This is a genomic window from Halovulum dunhuangense (assembly GCF_013093415.1).
Taxonomy (GTDB): Bacteria; Pseudomonadota; Alphaproteobacteria; order Rhodobacterales; family Rhodobacteraceae; genus Halovulum; species Halovulum dunhuangense.
Genome location: NZ_JABFBC010000001.1, coordinates 374512 through 394350, shown reverse-complemented (window position 1 = coordinate 394350; position 19839 = coordinate 374512). Strand labels below are relative to the sequence as shown.

The following is a 19839-nucleotide window of genomic DNA, read 5'->3' as shown; positions in this document are numbered from 1 at the left end:
TCTGTTGGCGTTGCCCCTTGTGCAGGGATTGACGAGAATAACGATTATTAGGGGGAACACTGCAGATGGTTGAAATCGCGGGCACTACGCCGCGACGGTCACTCAAGACCGCGTGGCGTCAAGGTTGGTGCGACCGTCTAGATGATCCCTCGGCACGCTGGCATGCCTGGATCGACATGATGTTCGTCGATCACGGGGTCCTGCGGGCGATCAACCCGAACCGGCGGGAAATCGCACAGGGCGTGACATGCGGCAGCCAGCCAGGACCGCTGACCGTTCGCCGGATGGCACGGCGGGGCCTGAAAACGATCGTGAACCTGCGTGGCGAGAGCAAGGGCGGCCCCTATTTCTACGAGAGGGAAGCCTGCACCGCCGAAGGCGTCGGGCTGATAAACTTTCCCATGAGCTCGCGCAAGCTGCCCGATCCGCAGACCCTGCTCGACTTCATCGACATGCTGAAATCCCTTCAGCGCCCAGTGATGATCCATTGCAAGTCTGGTGCGGATCGCGCCGGCTTTGCCGCCGGGATCTGGATGCTCGCAATCGAGGGCGCGACGCCCGAGGCAGCCGCCCGCCAGCTTTCGCCGCGCTACCTCCATTTTCGCCGCAGCCGGGCAGGCGTGCTCGACGCCTTCTTCGAATGCTACAGAGCAGCCAATGCCGCGCGGCAGATCGGATTTGTGGAGTGGATCAGAACAGAGTATGCCCCTGACCGTATCGAAGCGGCATTCAAGGAATGCCGGCACTCGGAACGCATAGCCACAAGGATCCTGCTGCGAGAATGACACCAGCCCCTACACCCCCGCGCGCCCTGCTCGGACGGGTGTGGCAGGAATACATCTCGCGTCACAAGGCCGTTCTGCTTGTCGCGCTCGTTCTCATGACGATCGAGGGGGGCATGCTGGGCCTGCTCAGCTACATGATCCAGCCGATGTTCGACCGGGTGTTCCTGGGCGGGGACCAGGCCGCGGTCGGGCTGATCGCCGGATCAATCTTCGTGCTCTTCACGCTGCGCGCCGTTTCCGGCTTCGTGCATCGCTACCTGGTGGTGCGGACGGGCCTGCGGATCGTCACCTCGATCCAGAAGGATCTGACCGCGCACCTGCTGCAACTCGATACGCTGTTCTTCCAGCGCAACCCGCCCGGCGCCCTGATCGAAAGGGTGCGCGGCGATGCGCAGGCCCTTCAGGGCGCGGCAAGCGGGGTGCTCATCACACTCGGCCGCGACACGGTCAGCATGATCTCCCTTGCGGCGGTCGTGTTCTGGATCGACTGGCGCTGGGCGCTCCTGGTCTTCGTGGGCCTGCCGCTGATCGCGCTTCCGCTGCTGCGCCTGCAAAAGGGCATCCGGCGCACGGCACGGGCCGCGCGCGAACGCTCGGCCGGGATATCCAACCGGCTGGACGAGATCTTTCACGGCATCCTCGCGATCAAGGTGAACACGCTCGAGGAACACGAGCGCGCCCGCTTTACCGAATCCGTCGACCGCTATTTCAAGTCCGAACGGTCGAACCAGGCGCGGCAGGCGGCGATGCCTGCCATGATCGACCTTCTGGCAGCGATCGGCTTTCTGGGCGTGCTCTATTTCGGCGGCCAGCAGATCATCGCCGGGGACAAGACCGTCGGCGAATTCATGTCCTTCTTCACCGCCATGGCGCTCTTGCTCGACCCGATGCGCAGGCTGTCCGGCGTCAGCGGCCTCATCCAGGCGGCCATGGCCAGTCTTGAACGGCTCTACACCCTGTTCGACGAGCGCCCGACGATCATCAACCGGCCGGTCGCGCCTGCCGTCCGTCCGGCGCGCGACGGGGATCTGGTCTTCGAGAACGTGGAATTCGCCTATGACGGGCAACCCGTCCTGCGCGGCCTGAGCTTCACCGCGCGGGCCGGTCAGACGACCGCGCTCGTGGGGGCTTCCGGCGCGGGCAAGAGCACGGTGTTCAACCTGCTGACCCGCCTGATCGAACCGCAATCGGGACGGGTGACCATCGGTGGAACCAGTGTCCAGGATTTCGACGTCGCCGCCCTGCGGTCCCATTTCGCGCAGGTCAGCCAGGACGCGGCGCTTTTCGACGAGACGATCCGCCAGAACATCCTTCTCGGCCGCCTCGACGCGACCGACAGCGAAGTCGAGGCCGCGGCCGAGCGCGCCATGGTCACGGACTTCGCCCGCGACCTTGCGAAGGGGCTGGAAAGCCCGGCGGGGCCGCGCGGGTCCAACCTTTCGGGCGGGCAACGCCAGCGCGTGGCCATCGCCCGCGCGATGCTGCGGGACGCGCCCGTTCTGCTGCTGGACGAGCCGACATCGGCGCTGGACGCGCGGTCCGAACAGGTGATCCAGACGGCGCTCGACCGGCTGGCACACGGCCGCACCACGCTGGTGATCGCACACCGGCTGGCCACGATCCGCGATGCGGACCGCATCCTCGTGATGGACCGCGGCCAGCTGGTGGATGAGGGCCGCCACGAAGAGTTGCTGTCGCGCGGCGGGCTTTATGCCCAGCTCTACGCGCTCCAGTTCCGCGACACGGAAGCCGCCGCTCAGTAACCCAGCGCGCAGCCGTCCTTGCGCGGATCGGATGCGCCGACAAGGATGCCGAGTTCATCGTCGATCGCGATGGCCTGCGCGCCGCCCATCGGTCCATCCGGCACCTCGATCCGATGGCCAAGTGCCGCCAGTTCGGCGTGAAGTGCTGCCGGATACCCCCGCTCCAGCCGCAAGGCACCGTCCTGCGGGAAGCTGCGCGGATGGTTGATCGCCTGCTGCGGGTCCATTCCGAAATCCAGCATGTTCGACAGGAACCGCACATGCCCCGCCGCCTGGTACTGGCCGCCCATCACACCGAACGGCATGAGAACGCGCCCCTCGCGTGCGAGCATGGCGGGGATGATCGTGTGCATCGGCCGCTTGCCCGGACCCGCCTCGTTCGGATGGCCCGCCGCAAGGGTAAAGCCGGCGCCACGGTTCTGGAACAGGATCCCGGCCCCGGGCGCGGCGATACCAGACCCGAAGGCGTGGAACAGCGAATAGATCAGCGACACCGCCATCCGGTCGCGGTCCACGACCGTCAGGTAGACCGTGTCGCGATGCACCGACTCGGTCAGTGCGGCAGGGCCTTGCATCGCCCGCCCGGGATCGATCAGCGCCGCAAGCCCCTCGGCGGTGTCATCGCTCAGCATATGGTCGAGATACCGCATGGACAGCGCCGGATCCCCGATGAAGCGGTCGCGCGCATCATAGGCAAGCTTCGCGGCCTCGGCCTCAAGATGGATCCTTGCGGCACCCGTCGGGTCGAGCGTCGCTATCTCGAACCGCTCCAGAATCCGCGCCATCAGAAGCGCCGTGGCCCCCTGGCCGTTGGGTGGCAGTTCGATCAGTTCGGTTCCGCGATAAGGGCCGCGGATGGGGGTGACATACTCCGTCTCGGCCGCCGCGAAATCCTCGAGCGTGTGACTGCCGCCAGCAGCCCGGAGGGCGGCGACCATGTCCTCGGCCGCCGGCCCCTCATAGAATCCCGCGCGCCCTTCCTTCGCGATGCGCCGCAAGAGCGCCGCCTGCCGCGGCGCCCGAAAGATCTGGCCCTGGCGCGGCGCTTGGCCATCGCTCAGGAACAGATCCCGCGCGGCGCCCTGCAGCGCGCCCTGTTCCGCCGCCCAGTCGAAGGCCACCCGCGGTGCGACCGGCACCCCTTCCTCGGCATATCGAATCGCGGGCGCCAGTACCGCATCAAGCCCCAGCCGCCCGTGATCGCGCGCCATCCGCACGAAGGCATCGACCGCGCCCGGTACCGTCACCGCATCGGCGCTGTGCAGCGGGATCGCGGTATGGCCAGCCGCGCGCAGCCGCTCTGCATCGAAGCCACGCGGCGCGGGGCCGGATCCGTTCAGCCCGATCACCTCGTCACTGCCGGGGCGCTTCAGCAGCACGAAGCAATCGCCGCCCAGCCCGGTCATGTGCGGCTCGCATATCCCCAGAAGAACGGCGGCACCGATGGCGGCATCGACGGCGTTTCCACCCTGTCGCAGCAGCTCAATCGCCACCTGCGAGGCAAGCGGGTGCGACGTGGCCGCCATGCCGTTCACGGCAAGAACAAGGGAACGCTCAGGGGCATGGAAGTCACGCATCGATCGGCTCGGTTGCAAGGGACAACATTATGGCCGGTATAGCACCAGAACCGCTCGCGTCATGCAATTCGAGGAAACCGTTGGGGTTTTTGCCTCTGGTGCCGCCAGACCGTGTGGGGGCTGGGATCTGGCAGCACCAGAGCGAAGCTCACACAAGAGCCACAACCTTTGGATGCCGTGCCATCAGGGCAAAGCGTTGCTCTAATTGTGGTCAGATTAGGATTTGTGAAGCCGCGATGCGGCTTGCCAAAGCCTGTCGTATGACCGACAGTTTTGCGTATGGTACAGCCCCCCCTAGCGACGGTCACCCCGATCCAGACAACACCGGACCAGGTGAGCTTTCACCGCAACGAGCTGTCGATCATCATGCCGCTCTACGGGCGGATGGTGGCGATAGGGGAATGGCGTGACTACGGCATCTCGATGCTGCGCGAGGTGGCCGTGTTCTCGGTCTTCCGCCGCGCCACGGAACACCCGCTTTACCGGATCGAGAAGCGCCCCGCGCTCGCCCAGCGGCAGGGGCAGTATTCGGTGATCGGCATGGACGGCCGCGTGCTGAAGCGCGGCAACGACCTGCGCACCGTATTGCGGGTACTTGAGAAGAAGCTGATCCGCGCCGTCGGCGACTAGAGTCGCCGGACCGAAGTCACCTGTCCCGTCGGGGTGCCCGCGACACGGGCGATCGTGTCGGCGACGGGTTCGATCACGACAGCCATGTGGTGCGCATTGGCATGGATCAGCCGGCCTTCGTCAAGCATGATCCCGACATGGCCCCTCCAGAACACCAGGTCCCCACGCCGCCACTGGCCTGTGACCGGATTGCCGAGCGCCGCCTCCTGCTGGTCGGAGTCGCGCGGCGCGGCAGTCCCGGCTGCGGACAGCGAAAGTTGCACCAGCGCCGAACAGTCCAGCCCGAAGATGCTGCGCCCGCCCCAGAGATAGGGCGCGCCAAGGAACCGTTCGGCGATGGCGACAAAATCGGGACCTGTCGTGGCGGCCCCAGTCAGACAGGGCAGCGGACACCACAACCCGCCATCGAGTTGCGCATATCCCTCCGTGGTTCGGACCACCGTCACCCGCGCCAAGTGGGGCAGGGTCAGCACGGGCGGCAGCTTCAGCCGCGGGGCGGTATAAAGTTGCGCGCTGCGGGTGGCGATCAGATGCGTGGCAGCGGCGGCCGGTTCAAGCCCTTCGGCCCGGACATAGCCGACATAGCCGTCGGCCACGACCTGCGCCCAGGCGAGGCCCGTCTCGCGATCCTCGTCATAGACGGTCACTTCCTCGCCGAAGACCAGTTCGGTCACAAAGGCGCCTTGTCCCGCCGGGTCGGCCGTCATTCCCAGCACCGGCACGCACACCCGCATCGGCCGCCCCTCGGCGTAGCGCGGCGCGTCGATCACGCCGCGAAGATGCGCCGCCGCAAGGTCCGCCCGGGCCGGTGTGAGACGCGGGTCGCTCATGCCGCGTAGCGACGGGACAGCATGTCGAACAGGGCCCGCGCGCCCTGGCTGGCGCCGCCCTTCGGTCGGCCGGGCTTGGCCGTCGGCGTCCAGGCGTAGCAGTCGACATGGACATAGGCGCCCGCGCCTTCGGTGAAGCGGCGCAGGAACAGGGCCGCCGTGATCGCCCCCGCGAAGCCGCCCTTCGGCGCGTTGTCCAGATCGGCGATGTCTGGCTCGATCATCTCCTCGTAGGGGTTCCAGAAAGGCAGTCGCCATAGCGGATCCCAGCGGCGGACAGAGGCGCCGGCAAGATCCGTGGCGACCGCCTCGTCATCGGTGAAGAAGGGCGGCACATCGGGGCCCAGCGCGACGCGGGCTGCGCCCGTCAGCGTGGCCATCGAGACGAGGATCTCGGGCTTTTCCTCGCAGGCGAGCGCCAGCGCATCGGCCAGGATCAGCCGGCCCTCGGCATCGGTGTTGTTGATCTCGACCGTCAGACCGTTGCGGGCGCGCAGCACGTCGCCGGGGCGAAAGGAAGGGCCCGAAACGGAATTCTCCACAGCGGGGATCAGGACGCGCAGCCGCACCGGCAGCTTCAGGCCCATGATCAGCTGCGCCAGCCCCAGCACTGTCGCGGCACCGCCCATGTCCTTTTTCATCAGGCCCATGGACGAACCCGGTTTCAGGTTCAGGCCGCCGGTGTCGAAGCAGACCCCCTTGCCCACCAGCGTCACCCTGGGGTGCGAGGGATCGCCCCAGCTGAAATCGATCAGCCGCGGCTCTTGCGCTGCGGCGCGGCCGACGGTGTGGATCATCGGCAGGTCGCGCGCCAGAAGATCGGCGCCACGGATCACCGAAACCGGCGCGGCGAAACGCTCGGCCAGGTCCAGCGCGGCGTATTCCAGCGCCTCCGGTCCCATCTCGTTCGCAGGAGTATTGACAAGATCGGAGGTCAGCGCGACGGCGGCGGCCTCTGCCTCGAGCCGCGCGGCATCCAGACCCTCGGGCGCGACCAGCCGGGCGCCCTGCGCGCTTGCGTCCTTGTAGCGGGTGAAACGATAGGCCGACAGCAGCCAGGCAAGCGCCGCATTCTCAAGATCCGCACCGGCGATCCCTTCCGACAGCGCATAGGTGCCGGCGGGCAGTCTGGCGGCAACGCCGCCCAGCGGGTACTGCTGGCGGGCGCGATCCTTCGGGGTGCCGAAGCCGACCACACCGGAAGCGACGCGACCCTTGGCATCGAACAGGATGCGCACCTCGCCCAGCTTGCCGGAAAATCCATGCGCGTCGATCTGGGCAAGTTCAAAGCCGGACAGGGTCGCGCGCCAGCCCTCGACCTCGCCGGGCGAGAGGACGCGCAGCGGAATGGTATCCTGCGCGGGGGCGGCGAAACGTTCGGACATCGGGGGGACTCCTTCGGGCTGGTTCGGCTCGCGCCACAGCCTAATCCCGCCACCGGAAATGCCAAGCGGTTCCCGCAGGCCCGTCAGGACCTGTCGAGCACCTCCGAAAGCGCCGCTTCGGCCACCCTGATCATGCGCTGGGCCGTGGCGATGCGCGTCACCGTATCGACCGACGCCTGCCCGTCCTCGGCAGCGCGGGCTGCCGCCGCCAACCCGCTCAGCCCGACACCGCCGGCAAGCCCCGCCACCCGTCCGGCAAGCGCCTTCGCCTCGTCCCTCAGCCCGCAGGCGGTGGCGATCTCGAAGCGGGTCAACGCCTCGACAATGCCGAAACAGGCGTCATGGACGATCTCTGCCCCGCCGTGAGGGCCATGATCGGCCCGCAGCGCCGCGAGAACCCCGTGATCCAGAACCACGGCCTCACGCCTTCGGATGCGCACGACCTGTGCCATGCCCGTACCCCTTTTGTTTCCCCACCCCACAACTAGGCCGCAAGATTGAAGAATGGGTTAGCTTCGGCTGGTCACGTCTGGCGGCAGGCGATAGTCTCGGGCCACAAACGATAGGATAGCCTGCCATGCCCCTTCCGGCGCGCCCCCTGCCGAAATTCCTTGTCCAGCGCTACAAGGGATGGAAGGCCACGGATTTCGAGGAAAACCACAGCTGGTACAAGCGGCTTGCCGACGAAGGCCAGCGGCCCAGGGCGATGGTCGTGTCGTGCTGCGACAGCCGGGTCCATGTCACCTCGATCTTCGGGGCGGACATGGGCGAGTTCTTCATCCACCGCAACATCGCCAGCCTGATCCCGCCCTACAACCCTGACGGCGACCTGCACGGCACTTCCGCCGCGATCGAATACGCGGTGCGGGTGCTGCGGGTCTCGCATCTTCTTGTGCTCGGTCATTCCAATTGCGGCGGCGTGGACGCCTGCGACGGCATGTGCCGGGGCGAAGCCGCGGAACTCGAGGAGCCTACCAGCTTCGTCGGCCGCTGGCTGGATCTTCTGCGAGGAGAGCACGCGGCGGTGGCCGGCATGAACGACAAGCCGGCGCGGCTTCAGGCGTTGGAAAAGGCGGCGGTGCTGGTCAGCCTGCGCAACGTGCTGACCTTTCCCTATGTCAGCGACGGGGTGGATAGCGGGGATCTTGCGCTTCACGGGCTCTGGAACGATATCGGCACCGGCGCGCTGGAACATTACGACGCGTATCTGGACAAATTCCTTCACGTCTGATGGATCGCGCCGGAACGATGCCGGTCAACCTCGGGAACGGACATGGATAGCCTGCTCTCACTCGCCGCCGCCAACGTCCTGTCGCCCATGGTGCTCAGCTTCGCGCTCGGCTTCGCGGCGGCGCTCGCGCGCTCGGACCTGACCGTGCCCGAGGCGGCGGCGAAGGCGCTGTCGCTCTACCTGCTGTTCGCCATCGGCTTCAAGGGCGGTGTCAGCGTCGCCGAAAGCGGCGTCGGAGCAGATCTCGTGGCGACGCTTCTGGCGGGCGTGGCACTGTCCTTCGCCATCCCGCTGATCGCCTTCGGCATCCTGCGAACCGTCTCGGGCCTGTCGGTGGTCGATGCCGCCGCGGTGGCGGCGCATTACGGGTCGATCTCGGTCGTCACCTTCGTGGCGGCGACATCGGCGCTGGGCAGCGCCGGGATCCTGTACGAGGGCTACATGGTCGCCGTGGCCGCCGCGATGGAGGCGCCGGCGATCCTGTCGGCGTTGTGGCTGGTCAGCCGCGGGCGCAAGGAGACGCACCCCAACGAGGACGGGCTTCTGCGCGAGATCCTGCTGAACGGCTCCATCGTGCTGCTGGTCGGCTCCTTCGCGATCGGCTGGATCACCGGCCCGGCCGGGCTTGAGGAAATCTCCAGCTTCATCGTGGCGCCGTTCAAGGGGGTGCTCTGCCTGTTCCTGCTGGACATGGGATTGGTCGCGGGTCGCGGTTTCCGCAACGCCAGCAACGAACTGCGCCCGCCGGTGATCCTGTTCGGGCTTGCAATGCCGCTGATCGGTGGCACGCTGGCGCTTGGCTGCGCGGCGCTGCTGGGCCTGTCGGCGGGCGGCGCGGCCCTGCTGGTCACGCTGGCGGCGTCGTCCTCGTATATCGCCGTGCCCGCCGCGATGCGCGTGGCGCTGCCCGAGGCGAACCCGTCGATCTATCTGACGCTGTCGCTTGGCGTGACCTTTCCCTTCAACCTGACGGTGGGGATACCGATCTACATTGCCGCCGGCGGGCTGGTGGCCTGACAAGGAGAGAGAGGCATGCAGACCCATGCCGCGAAGCGGGTGGAGATCATCATCGAAGCCCCGATGGAGGAACGCCTGACCCGGGCGCTGGCGAAGGCGGGGGTCACCGGCTTCACCGTGCTGCCGGTGCTGGGCGGCTCCGGCAGGTCCGGCCGTTGGTCCCGCGAAGGGCAGGTCAGCCGGGCGGGCGGCATGGTTGCCGTGGTCTGCATCGTGCGGCCCGAGCGGGTGGACACCCTACTCGACGCGGCCTTCGCCGTGGTCGAGCGTCATGTCGGCGTGGTGTCGATCACCGACTGCCAGGTGCTCAGGGCCGAGCGTTTCTGACAACGCGCGCAGCAAGACGAAACGGGCCGCCGCCCATGCAGGAGGCGACGGCCCGTTTTTTCGATATGGCTGCGCTCAGCCCTTCTTCAGGACGCGCCGGCCCAACAGCTCTGCGATCTGCACGGCGTTCAGCGCGGCGCCCTTGCGCAGGTTGTCGCTGACGCACCACAGGTTCAGGCCGTTCTCAATGGTGGGATCCTGCCGGATGCGGCTGATATAGGTCGCAAAATCGCCCACGCATTCGACCGGGGTGACGTAGCCGCCATCCTCGCGCTTGTCTACGACCATGATGCCCGGGCTTTCGCGCAGGATCTCGCGGGCTTCCTCTTCGTCGAGGAAATCCTCGAACTCGATGTTCAGCGCCTCGGAGTGGCCCACAAAGACGGGAACGCGGACGCAGGTCGCGGTAAGCTTGATTGCGGGATCCACGATCTTCTTGGTCTCGGCGACCATCTTCCACTCTTCCTTGGTCGACCCGTCCTCCATGAACTTGTCGATATGGGGAATGACGTTGAAGGCGATCTGCTTGGTGAACTTGGACGGCTCGACCTCCTGACCGGGGACATACATGCCCTTGGTCTGGTTCCACAGCTCGTCCATGGCTTCCTTGCCCGCCCCCGAAACCGACTGGTAGGTCGAGACGACCACGCGCTTGATCTTCGCGCGATCGTGCAGCGGCTTCAGCGCCACCACCATCTGCGCGGTCGAGCAGTTGGGATTGGCGATGATGTTGCGCTTGGAATAGCCCTCGATCGCGTCGGGGTTCACTTCCGGCACGATCAGCGGAACATCGGCGTCGTAGCGATAGAGCGACGAGTTGTCGATCACCACGCAGCCGGCCTTGGCGGCCTTTGGCGCATAGATCTTCGTCGCGTCCGAGCCGATCGCGAAAAGCGCCATGTCCCAGCCGGTGAAGTCGAAGGTGTCAAGGTCCTGGGTCTTGACGGTCTTGTCGCCGAAGCTGCACTCGGTGCCCAGCGAACGGCGGCTCGCCAGAGCGGCAAGCTCGTCCACCGGGAACTGGCGCTCGGCCAGGATGTTCAGCATTTCGCGGCCCACGTTACCCGTGGCGCCGACAACGACAACTCGATAGCCCACAAGAGACTCCTTTCGGAAAATGCGGGCGTGTCTTACCGTCTTGGCCCCCGAAAGGAAAGCGGATTGCGGATTTTCCGCTCACGCGATGGTTATGCGCGGCCGGGCGCCAGTCGCGGTAACAGGAATGATGATGAGGTGGCTGGTCCCTGTCCTGATGTTTCCCGCGGTGGCGTTTGCCGACGTGCCGCAGATCCTTGCTGTCGAGGCTCGCGAGGGCCGCTTCGGCTGGCGCTTCGATGTGACGGTCGAGCACGCGGACACCGGCTGGGAGCATTACGTCGACGGCTGGACGGTCCACCTTCCGGACGGCACCATGCTCGGGGCGAGGGATCTGCTGCACCCGCATGTCGCGGAACAGCCCTTTACCCGCAGCCTGTTCGACGTGGTCATTCCCGAGGGCACGACCGAAGTCATCCTGCGCGCCAACGACAACCTTCACGGCCAGAGTGCGGAATTCGTTTACAGGCTGCCCGGGTCCTGACAATACTGCACAATTAACGGGCAGGCGGGTCGGTTTGCCGTCGGGCTGGGCGTTTGCCCTTGACCGTGCGGCAGGCCCGCATCCAATGCTCTGACGTTTGCCCGGACCAGTTCAACAGGGGGTCTTTCATGTTCAGATCAATCGCCATCGCCACGCTTGGCGCCGCCCTTGCGGCTGGCGTCGCGTCGGCGCAGACCAAGGTGCCCTTCGCGCTCGACTGGGTGTTCGAAGGGCCCAGCGCCGCGTATTTCGCGGCCATCGACAACGGCCATTTCGCCGCCGAGGGGCTCGAGGTCGAAGTCTCGGCCGGTTCCGGCTCGCTCGACGCGATCCCCAAGGTGGCGACAGGCGCCTTCCCGGTGGGCTTTGCCGACATCAACAGCCTTGTCCGCTTTCTCGACCAGAACCCCGGCGCACCGGTGACCGGGGTGATGATGGTCTATGACAAGCCCGCCTTTTCCGTCGTCGGCCGCGTCAGCCGGGGCGTGACCGAGCCCAAGGATCTTGAAGGCAAGGTGCTGGGCGCACCGCCGCCCGACGGGGCCTGGGCGCAGTTCCCGGCCTTCGCCTCGGCCAACGATCTGGACATGTCGCAGATCACGGTAGAGCCGGTCGGCTTCCCGACGCGCGAGCCGATGCTGGCCGAGGGCCAGGTCGACGCGATCACCGGCTTCTCGTTCTCGTCCTTCCTCAACCTGGTGCGGCTGGGCGTGCCCGAAGAGGATATCGCCGTGATCCTGATGGCCGACCACGGCCTGGAGCTTTACGGCAACGTCATCATCGCGAACACCGAATTCGCCGAAGCCAACCCGGAAGTGGTGACCGGCTTCCTGCGCGCGGTCGCCCAGGGCTGGAAGGACGTGATCGCCGACCCCGCCGCCGGCGCGCAGATGGTGGCGGAACGCAACCCCGCCGCAGACGTGGCGCTGGAACAGCGCCGGCTGGAACTTGCGATCCGCGACACCGTGCTGACCGACTGGGTAAAGGAAAACGGCATGGGCAAGGTCGATCCGGACCGGATGGCCCGTGCACTGGAACAGATCGCCGAGACCTACGAGTTCCAGAATGCGCCCGACGCGTCGCTTTACTTCACCGATGCCTTCCTGCCCGATGATGGCAGCCTGATGCTTCAGTGACCTTGTGATCCCCGGCGCGGCCCGTCCGTGCCGGGGTCAGCTTGCATGACCATGCCAGACCCCAACCCACTGATCGAGATTTCGCACGTCACCCACGCCTACAAGACGGCGTCGGGTCCGCTTCCCGTTCTGAACGACCTGAACATACGGGCGCAGGCGGGCACATTCACCGCCGTGGTCGGCCCCTCGGGTTGTGGCAAGTCCACCCTCACCCGCCTGATCGCCGGCCTGATGACCCCCGACCAGGGCGAGGTGCGCCTGCACGGGCAGAAAGTGAGCGGCCCGCGCAAGACGGTGGGGATGGCGTTCCAGAACCCGGTACTCCTGGAATGGCGCACGATCATCGACAACGTGCTTCTTCCGCTGGAAATCGTCGGCACCAGCATGTCGCGGACCGAACAGCGCGAGCGGGCCATGTCGCTCCTGCGGCTGGTCGGGTTGGAGGGGTTCGAGAACAAGCGCCCCTCGGAACTGTCGGGCGGCATGCGCCAGCGCGCCTCGCTCTGCCGATCGATCGTGCACAAGCCCGAGGTGCTGATCCTGGACGAGCCCTTCGGCGCGCTGGACAATTTCACGCGCGAGGATCTGTGGCAGACCATGCACGACCTGCGAAAGGCGGAAAGCTTCACCTGCGTGCTGATAACGCATGACCTGCGCGAGTCGCTGTTCCTGGGCGACCAGGTGGTCGTGCTGTCGGGCCGCCCCGCGACCACGCAATACGTGATGGAGGTACCGCTCGGCCCGGACCGCACGCTTGACGATCTCTATACCGCCGAGTCGGCCGAGAACCTTCACATCCTGCGCGACCAGATCAAGATCGCCCAGGGGCGGGTGGCAGCATGACAAACCTGCGCAAGATCCTCGTGCCGTTGACGGCGATGCTGGTCTTCGTGCTGCTGTGGGAATGGCTGGTCTGGGTCAACCAGTGGCCAAACTACAAGATGGCGTCGCCCTCGGACCTTGGCCCTGCCTTCTGGAAATTCCGCTGGCTGTTCCTCGAATATGGCTGGGACACGCTCTGGCGCACGGTGGTGGGCCTGCTGCTGGCGGTGGTGGTGGGTGTGGCACTCGGCGTGGTGATGGGCTTTTCCCGCACCATGCGGGACGCGCTCTACCCGCTGCTGGTCGGCTTCAACGCGGTTCCCAAGGCAACCGTGGTGCCGGTGATCGCGTTGATCTTCATCGGCCAGCACGACCTGAACACGGTGCTCATCGCCTTCATGATCTCGTTCTTTCCGATCGCGGTGTCGATCTCGATCGGGCTTTCCACGCTGGAACCGGAATACCGCGACATCCTGCGGGCACTCGGGGCCACGCGAATGCAGATCTTCTGGAAGATCGCCCTGCCCAAGACGCTGCCGGAATTCTTCGGCGCGCTCAAGGTGGCGGTGACGCTGGCTTTCATCGGCACCAACCTGATGGAGATCGTCGAACCGCACGGTCGCGGGCTGGGCCACCTGTTCGACTCGGGCAAGATCAGCGCCGACTATCCGCTGATGTTCGCTGTCCTGATCGCGCTGGCTTTTCTCGGCATCGTTCTCTACTACATCGTGGTCATGCTCGAGCGTATTTTCGCCGGATGGGCGGAGCGCGCGGAAACCTGAACCCTGGACGATCCCCGATGGACTTCGACCTGCGCAGCCGGGCGGGCCTGCCCGAACATCTTCGCTATCTTGCCGACAAGTACCCGCGCGAGATGTGGACCGGCCATCCCAACTTCAACGGGCTGACCAGCTTCTGGCTGGACCGCCACCTGATGTTCCGCAACGTGCAGGAGCGCATGCAGCAGGAGACGAAGCTCTACCTGGACCGCAACGCAGATGCGCGCCAGTTCGGGCAGAACATCTATCGGCTGGCCGGGTTCTTCATCAACGAGCTGCACGGCCACCACAACATCGAGGACGCGCATTACTTCCCGATGCTCTGTGACCGCGAAAAGCGCCTGAAAGAGGCGTTCGAGCTGCTGGACGCGGACCATCACGCGATGGATGGACTGCTGGCGGACCTGACCGGGCACACGAACGCGCTGCTACAGGCGCTTGCCGCCGGCAAGCCGGCCCGGAACGAGGCGGGCGTCTTCCACCGATCCGTCGATGCCTTCGCGGGCTTTCTCGACCGCCACCTGGCCGACGAGGAGGAAATCGTCGTCCCGGTGATCCTTGAACACGCCATCCGCGACTAGGCCCGCAAGAGGCGTTGCGCGGTTGCACGGCGAGAGTATTCTCTCGCCATGAGATACGCTTTGCTCGTTGCCCTGCTCGTTCTGGCCTTACCCGCGCTTGCCGGTCCTCCCGGCCCGGTGACCGACGACATGTTCCGTCCCGTGGACCGCCGCGAGGCGGAGCTGGGCCAGCTGCTCTTCTACGACCCGATCCTGTCCGGCAACCGCGAGGTTTCCTGCGCCACCTGCCATCATCCGCGGTTCGGCACCTCGGACGGGCTGTCGCTGGGCATCGGGGATGGCGGCAAGGGGCTGGGGCCCGATCGCGTCGCCGACCCCGACAACCTGCCAGAGGAACGCATCCCCCGGAATGCGCCGGCGCTGTTCAACCTGGGCGCCCACGAATTCACCGTCCTGTTCCATGACGGGCGGATCGAGGCGGACCCGGCCCGCAAGTCCGGCATCCGCACCCCGCTGGAGGACGACATGACCGTCGGCTTCGACGGCATCCTTTCCGCGCAGACCATGTTCCCGGTCCTCAGCCCCGACGAGATGGCGGGCCATTACAGCGAGAACGAGATCGCGCAGGCCGTGCGCCAGGGCCGCCTGACTGGCGAGGGTGGTGCCTGGGACCTGATCTCGGCCCGGGTGCGGGCGATCCCGGACTACGAGGCGCGCTTCGCCGCCGTCTATCCCGACATCGCCGCCGGTCGCCCCCTCGGCTTTACCGATATCTCGAACGCGATCGCCGCCTTCATGGAACTGGAATGGCGCTCGGACGCCAGCCCCTTCGACGCCTATCTGCGCGGCGAGGGTGACCTTCCGCCGCTGGCGCGGGAGGGCATGGCTCTGTTCTACGGCGATGCGGGTTGCGGTACCTGCCATTCCGGCCCCTTCCTGACCGACCACCGCTTTCACGCGATGGCTGCGCCACAGATCGGGCCGGGCAAGGTGGCGCGCTTCGAAAGCGACCATCGGGACATGGGCCGCATGGAAGTGACCGGCCGCCCCGAGGATGCCTTCGCCTTCCGCACGCCCAGCCTGCGCAATATCGCGCTGACCGCGCCATACGGGCATGCCGGGGGCCACAGCCAGCTTGGCGCCTTTGTAAGGGATCACGCCGAGGGTGCCGCGGCGCTGTCGCGCTACAATCCGGAAAACGCCCTGCTGCCGGACCTTGCAGGGGTCGAGGACCTCGCGATCCTGAATTCCCCCGAGGAGATGCAGGCCATTACGGACGCCGCCGGCACCCGCACGCAAGAGCCGCTGTCGGATGCGGAACTTGCAGCGATCCTGGCCTTTCTCGACACGCTGACGGATCCGAATGCCGAGACGGGCGTTCTTGGCATCCCCGATGCGGTGCCGAGCGGCCTGCCTGTCACCCGCTAGCGCAGGTCCAGCCCGGCACCGTCGCGCCACAGCGAGAGGCGGCGGTTCGCCTCAACCCCCACCCAGTCCGACACGCCGCCATCGGGCCAGCGCACCCGGACCTTTGCCGCAGTGTCTGGCCCAAGCCCGAAATGCTGCGGCCCGGCCTGCCCGCCGACATGGCCGCCGCCCACCGTGATCTCGCGCAGGTGCGTGACGCCACCGGGCGTCTCGACCTCGAGGAAGGCGCCGACCGCAAAGCCGTTCGGCCCGGCCTGCCGCGGCTCCAGCGCCAGCCAGTTGCCGGTGTCGGAGGTGACGTTCCGGTACAGCTCAAGCGGCGCCCGGCGGTTGACGACGACCAGGTCGAGCCGCCCGTCGCCGTCGAAATCCGCCAGCGACGCGCCGCGCGCACGCTCGACCGTGGCGACGCCCGCCTCGACCGACGCCTCGGTGAAACGGCCATCCGGCCCTTGCATCAGCAGGTTGTTCGGGTCCCGCATCGCGTTGGTCGGCATCTGGTCCACATTGCCCTTGGCAATGAACAGGTCGTCGCGCCCGTCATTGTCCACATCGGCGAACTCGGCATGCCAGCCCGTCGCGGGCCGCCCATCATCGCCAACATGCGGGCGTTGGGCATAGGTGCCAATGTCATAGGGCGCGCCGCGATAGCTGCCGTCGGGCTGGGCGATCAGCATCAGCTGGTCGCCCATGGATGTCAGTACCACTTCCGGCAGGCGGTCGCCGTTCAGGTCGCGGCTGGCGATCCCCATGCCCCAGATGGAGATGGGCTGCCAACCCTCCTCGGGGCCCATCAGGGCAAGCGGCTCCATCCGCCACATCTGCTCGGACCCGCCACGGACATAGTAGTGGCGGTCATTCGACACACGCAGATCCGCGCGGCCCGTCAGCATCCGGTCCGAAAACAGGATCGACAGCGCACAGAACCCGGGCTCCAGCAGGATGGGGGTGGCGTATCCCGTCCCGTCCGGCCGGTGCAGGGTGTTTGCGTCGCAGGCCTCGAACGGCCCCGCAGGATCGCTGCGGTCGACGTAGTTTCCAACGGCGAGCGTCGGCCAGTCCTGCCCCGGCTCCCAGGTCGCGGAGAAGGCGGTCGACCAGCGGTCGCCCGGATCGAAGCCCCACTCAGTGGTGCGATCCTCGAAGCGGCAGTCGCCCATGCCCTTCAGCAGCAGGTTCGGCCCCACGCGAAGCACCGCCAGGTCGAGCAGCCCGTCGGAGTCGATGTCCAGCGGATAGGCCCCGGTCACTCCATCAAGCTGCGGGATACCGTTTCCAAGGACAAACGCCATCCCGCCCCGGTTCACGAACAACCGCGCCGGGTTCTCGCCGCCCGCGGCCAGGAATTCGGGCAAGGCATCGCCGTTGCAGTCGAACACGGCGACGCCGCCGCCGACGAAATGCTCCCACCCGCCGTCATAGACATGGGCAACCGGAAGATCCGCCGACACATCCTGGAAACGCGGCCCGGCCTGAAGGACGGCAGGCCACAACAGCAGGAAAAGCGCCGCACGCATCATGCGGCCTCCCCGGAGATCAGCACGTCGGTCAGGTCCGCCAGCGCAAGGGTGGCGGCGCCCCGCGCCCAGACCCAGTCGCCCCAGGCGTGGATCTCGACCCTGGCTGCCGGGCGACCCTGGTCCAGCGTCAGGCGCCGCGCCTCTTCCAGCATCTCCGAGGCATAAAGATAGTCGTAGCGCATCCGTGCCCCGGACAGGATCACCAGCGGCGGATCGAACAGCGTCACGACATTGGCAAGTCCCACCGACAGGAACCGGCCGGCCCGGCGGAAGATGCTGCGCGCCGCCTCGTTGCCGGCCTTGGCCTCGTCGAACAGCGCCTCCAGCAGCACCCGCGTTGAACCGGGGGCGCGCCCCCAAAGCCCCAGCGCCGCGGTCGCCTCGCGCACCAGCGCGTAATCCGAGACATAGGCCTCGAGGCAGCCGCGCTGGCCGCATCGGCACAGCGCCCCGTCGAGTTGCACCTTGGTATGGCCCAACTCGGTGCCATAGCCATGCGCGCCGCGATAGAGCTTGTCACCCAGCACCAGCCCCATGCCGACGCCCTGCTCGATCGTGACCACGGCAAAATTCGACAGCGCACGGCCGGAGCCGTACCATAGCTCGGCCAGCGTCAGCAGGTTCACATCGTTGTCGATCTGTACCCGCAGGCCCAGGCGGTCGGCCAGCATGGACCTGAGCGGCACTCGCCGGTCGCGGAAGATCGGCGACCAGAGCAGCATGCCCTCTACATGATCGACCAGCCCGGGCAGCCCGACGCCTGCCGCCTGCACCGCGCCCTCGGGCAGGTTCGCCTGGTCCAGCGCCATCCGGAAGATGGTCTCGGCCTCGTCAAGCGTGGTCGCCAGGCTTCGGCCGGTAACCGCCGCGGGCAGGCTGGCCTCGGCAACGGGGCGGCCAGCGAAATCGACCACCACGGCGGTGTGCATCTCGTCGCTCAGCTTGATGCCGACGACGTGGCCTGCTTCGGGACGCACACCAAGCGCCACAGGGGGGCGGCCACGGCCGGTGTCGCGTGGCGGTCCCTCGGCCTCGATCAGGAAGCCATCGCGAATCAGTTCCGAAGACAGGGTGGTGACGGATCCGGCGCTGACGCCCAGTTCCTTTGCCACATCGACCCGCGCGATCCGTCCGGCCGAGCGGATGCACTCGAAGATCTGCTGCTTGAGCGGCGGCGCACCGGGCCCCTTGCGGATCGGACCACAACCATCCGTGGGCTGCGCATCCAGCATGTCCGCAAGCTGCCGCTCGGGTTCAATTTTTTCGACAGCCAAATTTAAGCCTTCCGTGCAGCAGCCGTTTCCGCCCATCATCAGCCCATCTCCTGCGGGCTGCTCGCGGTATCAGCAGATATTTTGCGATCCGCGTCAAATTAATTTTGACAACTGAATTATTTTGGGCATTCTCGCGATCGTTGCGGGAAAACCGCACGCACCCGAGATTCCGGGTGTCGCCTTATGGGAGGAACATATGCGTAAGCTTTTCATGGCGGCGGCCCTTGCCTCCGCTTCCTTCGCTCCGTCCGCCTTCGCGCAGGACATCACCGTCGGTGTGAGCTGGTCCAACTTCCAGGAAGAGCGCTGGAAGACCGACGAGGCGGCCATCGTCGCCGCGCTCGAGGCAGCCGGTGCCGAATACGTCTCGGCCGACGCGCAGTCGTCCTCGGCCAAGCAGCTGTCCGACATCGAAAGCCTCATGGCGCAGGGCGTGGACGCGCTGATCGTTCTGGCCCAGGACACCCAGGCCATCATCCCGGCGGTCCAGGCCGCGGCGGACGAAGGCATCCCGGTGATCGCCTATGACCGCCTGATCGAGGATCCGCGCGCCTTCTACCTGACCTTCGACAACGTCGAGGTCGGCCGCATGCAGGCCCGCGCCGTGCTCGAAGCGGCGCCCGAAGGCAACTACGTCATGATCAAGGGCTCGCCCACCGACCCGAACGCAGACTTCCTGCGCGGCGGTCAGCAGGAGGTGTTGCAGGAGGCGATCGACGCCGGGCGCATCACCATCGTCGGCGAAGCCTATACCGACCAGTGGCTGCCCGCCAACGCGCAGCGCAACATGGAACAGATCCTGACCGCCAACAACAACGACGTGGACGCGGTCGTCGCCTCGAACGACGGCACCGCCGGTGGCGCGGTTGCGGCGCTTCAGGCACAGGGCCTGGTGGTTCCGGTGTCGGGTCAGGACGGCGACCATGCCGCGCTGAACCGCATCGCGCAGGGCACGCAGACCGTTTCGGTGTGGAAGGACGCACGCGAACTGGGCCGCGCCGCGGGCGAGATCGCCCTTGCTCTGGCGGGCGGCACCGCCATGGCCGACATCGAGGGAGCGGCGGAGTGGACTTCGCCCGGCGGGACCACCATGACCTCGCTGTTCCTGGCCCCGGTGCCGATCACAGCGGACAATCTCTCGGTCGTCGTGGATGCCGGGTGGATCACGCAGGAAGCCCTTTGCCAGGGCGTGACGGGCGGCCCCGCCCCCTGCAACTGAGGATCGCGCGGGCAGC

At 66.7% G+C, this 19839-nt stretch carries 20 protein-coding genes; 13 read left to right on the top strand and 7 right to left on the bottom strand.

Annotation, left to right across the window (positions count from 1 at the left end):
• Positions 1–65 precede the first annotated feature (65 nt).
• Complete coding sequence (locus tag HMH01_RS01875) at positions 66–785, top strand: fused DSP-PTPase phosphatase/NAD kinase-like protein (RefSeq protein WP_171321924.1); 720 nt, start codon at positions 66–68, stop codon at positions 783–785.
• Positions 782–2548, top strand: a complete 1767-nt coding sequence (locus HMH01_RS01870; RefSeq protein WP_171321922.1) for an ABC transporter ATP-binding protein — start codon at positions 782–784, stop codon at positions 2546–2548. The genes HMH01_RS01875 and HMH01_RS01870 overlap by 4 nt, the downstream gene beginning before the upstream one ends.
• On the opposite strand, the gene HMH01_RS01865 is transcribed toward HMH01_RS01870, so the two are convergent.
• Positions 2542–4125: a gamma-glutamyltransferase family protein gene (locus tag HMH01_RS01865; RefSeq protein ID WP_171321920.1), complete on the bottom strand. Its 1584-nt coding sequence runs from the start codon at positions 4123–4125 to the stop codon at positions 2542–2544. The genes HMH01_RS01870 and HMH01_RS01865 overlap by 7 nt on opposite strands.
• 279 nt (positions 4126–4404) lie before the next feature.
• On the opposite strand from HMH01_RS01865, the gene HMH01_RS01860 reads away from it, so the two are divergent.
• Positions 4405–4755 carry a DUF2794 domain-containing protein gene (locus HMH01_RS01860; protein ID WP_171321918.1) on the top strand — a complete coding sequence of 117 codons (351 nt, stop codon included), beginning with the start codon at positions 4405–4407 and terminating at the stop codon, positions 4753–4755.
• On the opposite strand, the gene HMH01_RS01855 is transcribed toward HMH01_RS01860, so the two are convergent.
• The 3 genes from HMH01_RS01855 to HMH01_RS01845 all read right to left on the bottom strand — a co-directional run bounded on the left by HMH01_RS01855 (position 4752) and on the right by HMH01_RS01845 (position 7422).
• Complete coding sequence (locus HMH01_RS01855) at positions 4752–5585, bottom strand: C40 family peptidase (protein WP_171321916.1); 834 nt, start codon at positions 5583–5585, stop codon at positions 4752–4754. The genes HMH01_RS01860 and HMH01_RS01855 overlap by 4 nt on opposite strands.
• On the bottom strand, positions 5582–6970 hold the full coding sequence (locus HMH01_RS01850; RefSeq protein ID WP_171321914.1) for a leucyl aminopeptidase family protein: 1389 nt from the start codon (positions 6968–6970) through the stop codon (positions 5582–5584). The genes HMH01_RS01855 and HMH01_RS01850 overlap by 4 nt, the downstream gene beginning before the upstream one ends.
• Before the next feature lie 83 nt (positions 6971–7053).
• Entirely contained in the window at positions 7054–7422 is a 369-nt protein-coding gene (locus HMH01_RS01845) for a hypothetical protein (protein ID WP_171321912.1), read from the bottom strand.
• Positions 7423–7547: 125 nt separating this feature from the next.
• On the opposite strand from HMH01_RS01845, the gene HMH01_RS01840 reads away from it, so the two are divergent.
• From HMH01_RS01840 to HMH01_RS01830, 3 genes are read left to right on the top strand one after another with little or no spacing between them, the layout of a single operon-like run.
• The gene (locus tag HMH01_RS01840; RefSeq protein ID WP_171321910.1) at positions 7548–8201 is read left to right on the top strand and encodes a carbonic anhydrase; all 654 of its coding nucleotides are present in this window, start codon (positions 7548–7550) and stop codon (positions 8199–8201) included.
• A gap of 42 nt (positions 8202–8243) precedes the next feature.
• Positions 8244–9218 (top strand): sodium-dependent bicarbonate transport family permease, encoded by a 975-nt coding sequence (locus HMH01_RS01835; RefSeq protein ID WP_171321908.1) that lies wholly within the window; start codon positions 8244–8246, stop codon positions 9216–9218.
• A 15-nt stretch (positions 9219–9233) separates the two neighbouring features.
• Complete coding sequence (locus HMH01_RS01830) at positions 9234–9545, top strand: P-II family nitrogen regulator (protein ID WP_171321906.1); 312 nt, start codon at positions 9234–9236, stop codon at positions 9543–9545.
• A gap of 75 nt (positions 9546–9620) precedes the next feature.
• Here the strand turns inward: HMH01_RS01830 and HMH01_RS01825 are convergent, their stop codons facing one another.
• Entirely contained in the window at positions 9621–10643 is a 1023-nt protein-coding gene (locus tag HMH01_RS01825) for an aspartate-semialdehyde dehydrogenase (RefSeq protein ID WP_171321904.1), read from the bottom strand.
• Between the two features lie 130 nt (positions 10644–10773).
• On the opposite strand from HMH01_RS01825, the gene HMH01_RS01820 reads away from it, so the two are divergent.
• The 6 genes from HMH01_RS01820 to HMH01_RS01795 all read left to right on the top strand — a co-directional run bounded on the left by HMH01_RS01820 (position 10774) and on the right by HMH01_RS01795 (position 15810).
• A complete protein-coding gene (locus tag HMH01_RS01820) occupies positions 10774–11124 on the top strand; it encodes a hypothetical protein (RefSeq protein WP_171321902.1) in 351 nt (116 codons plus the stop codon).
• Between the two features lie 128 nt (positions 11125–11252).
• Positions 11253–12260 (top strand): ABC transporter substrate-binding protein, encoded by a 1008-nt coding sequence (locus HMH01_RS01815; protein WP_171321900.1) that lies wholly within the window; start codon positions 11253–11255, stop codon positions 12258–12260.
• A gap of 51 nt (positions 12261–12311) precedes the next feature.
• Entirely contained in the window at positions 12312–13103 is a 792-nt protein-coding gene (locus tag HMH01_RS01810; protein WP_171325144.1) for an ABC transporter ATP-binding protein, read from the top strand.
• On the top strand, positions 13100–13864 hold the full coding sequence (locus HMH01_RS01805; protein ID WP_171321898.1) for an ABC transporter permease: 765 nt from the start codon (positions 13100–13102) through the stop codon (positions 13862–13864). Before HMH01_RS01810 ends, HMH01_RS01805 begins: the two co-directional genes overlap by 4 nt.
• A 17-nt stretch (positions 13865–13881) precedes the next feature.
• On the top strand, positions 13882–14442 hold the full coding sequence (locus HMH01_RS01800; protein ID WP_171321896.1) for a hemerythrin domain-containing protein: 561 nt from the start codon (positions 13882–13884) through the stop codon (positions 14440–14442).
• Between the two features lie 48 nt (positions 14443–14490).
• Positions 14491–15810: a cytochrome-c peroxidase gene (locus tag HMH01_RS01795; RefSeq protein ID WP_171321894.1), complete on the top strand. Its 1320-nt coding sequence runs from the start codon at positions 14491–14493 to the stop codon at positions 15808–15810.
• Here the strand turns inward: HMH01_RS01795 and HMH01_RS01790 are convergent.
• Both HMH01_RS01790 and HMH01_RS01785 read right to left on the bottom strand, forming a co-directional pair.
• On the bottom strand, positions 15807–17327 hold the full coding sequence (locus HMH01_RS01790) for a CRTAC1 family protein (RefSeq protein WP_425483570.1): 1521 nt from the start codon (positions 17325–17327) through the stop codon (positions 15807–15809). The genes HMH01_RS01795 and HMH01_RS01790 overlap by 4 nt on opposite strands.
• A complete protein-coding gene (locus tag HMH01_RS01785; protein ID WP_246237256.1) occupies positions 17327–18604 on the bottom strand; it encodes an ROK family transcriptional regulator in 1278 nt (425 codons plus the stop codon). The genes HMH01_RS01790 and HMH01_RS01785 overlap by 1 nt, the downstream gene beginning before the upstream one ends.
• Before the next feature lie 196 nt (positions 18605–18800).
• Here HMH01_RS01785 and xylF point away from each other — a divergent pair, with 196 nt between their 5' ends.
• Positions 18801–19823 carry a D-xylose ABC transporter substrate-binding protein gene (gene xylF, locus HMH01_RS01780; protein ID WP_171321891.1) on the top strand — a complete coding sequence of 341 codons (1023 nt, stop codon included), beginning with the start codon at positions 18801–18803 and terminating at the stop codon, positions 19821–19823.
• Positions 19824–19839: the final 16 nt, after the last annotated feature.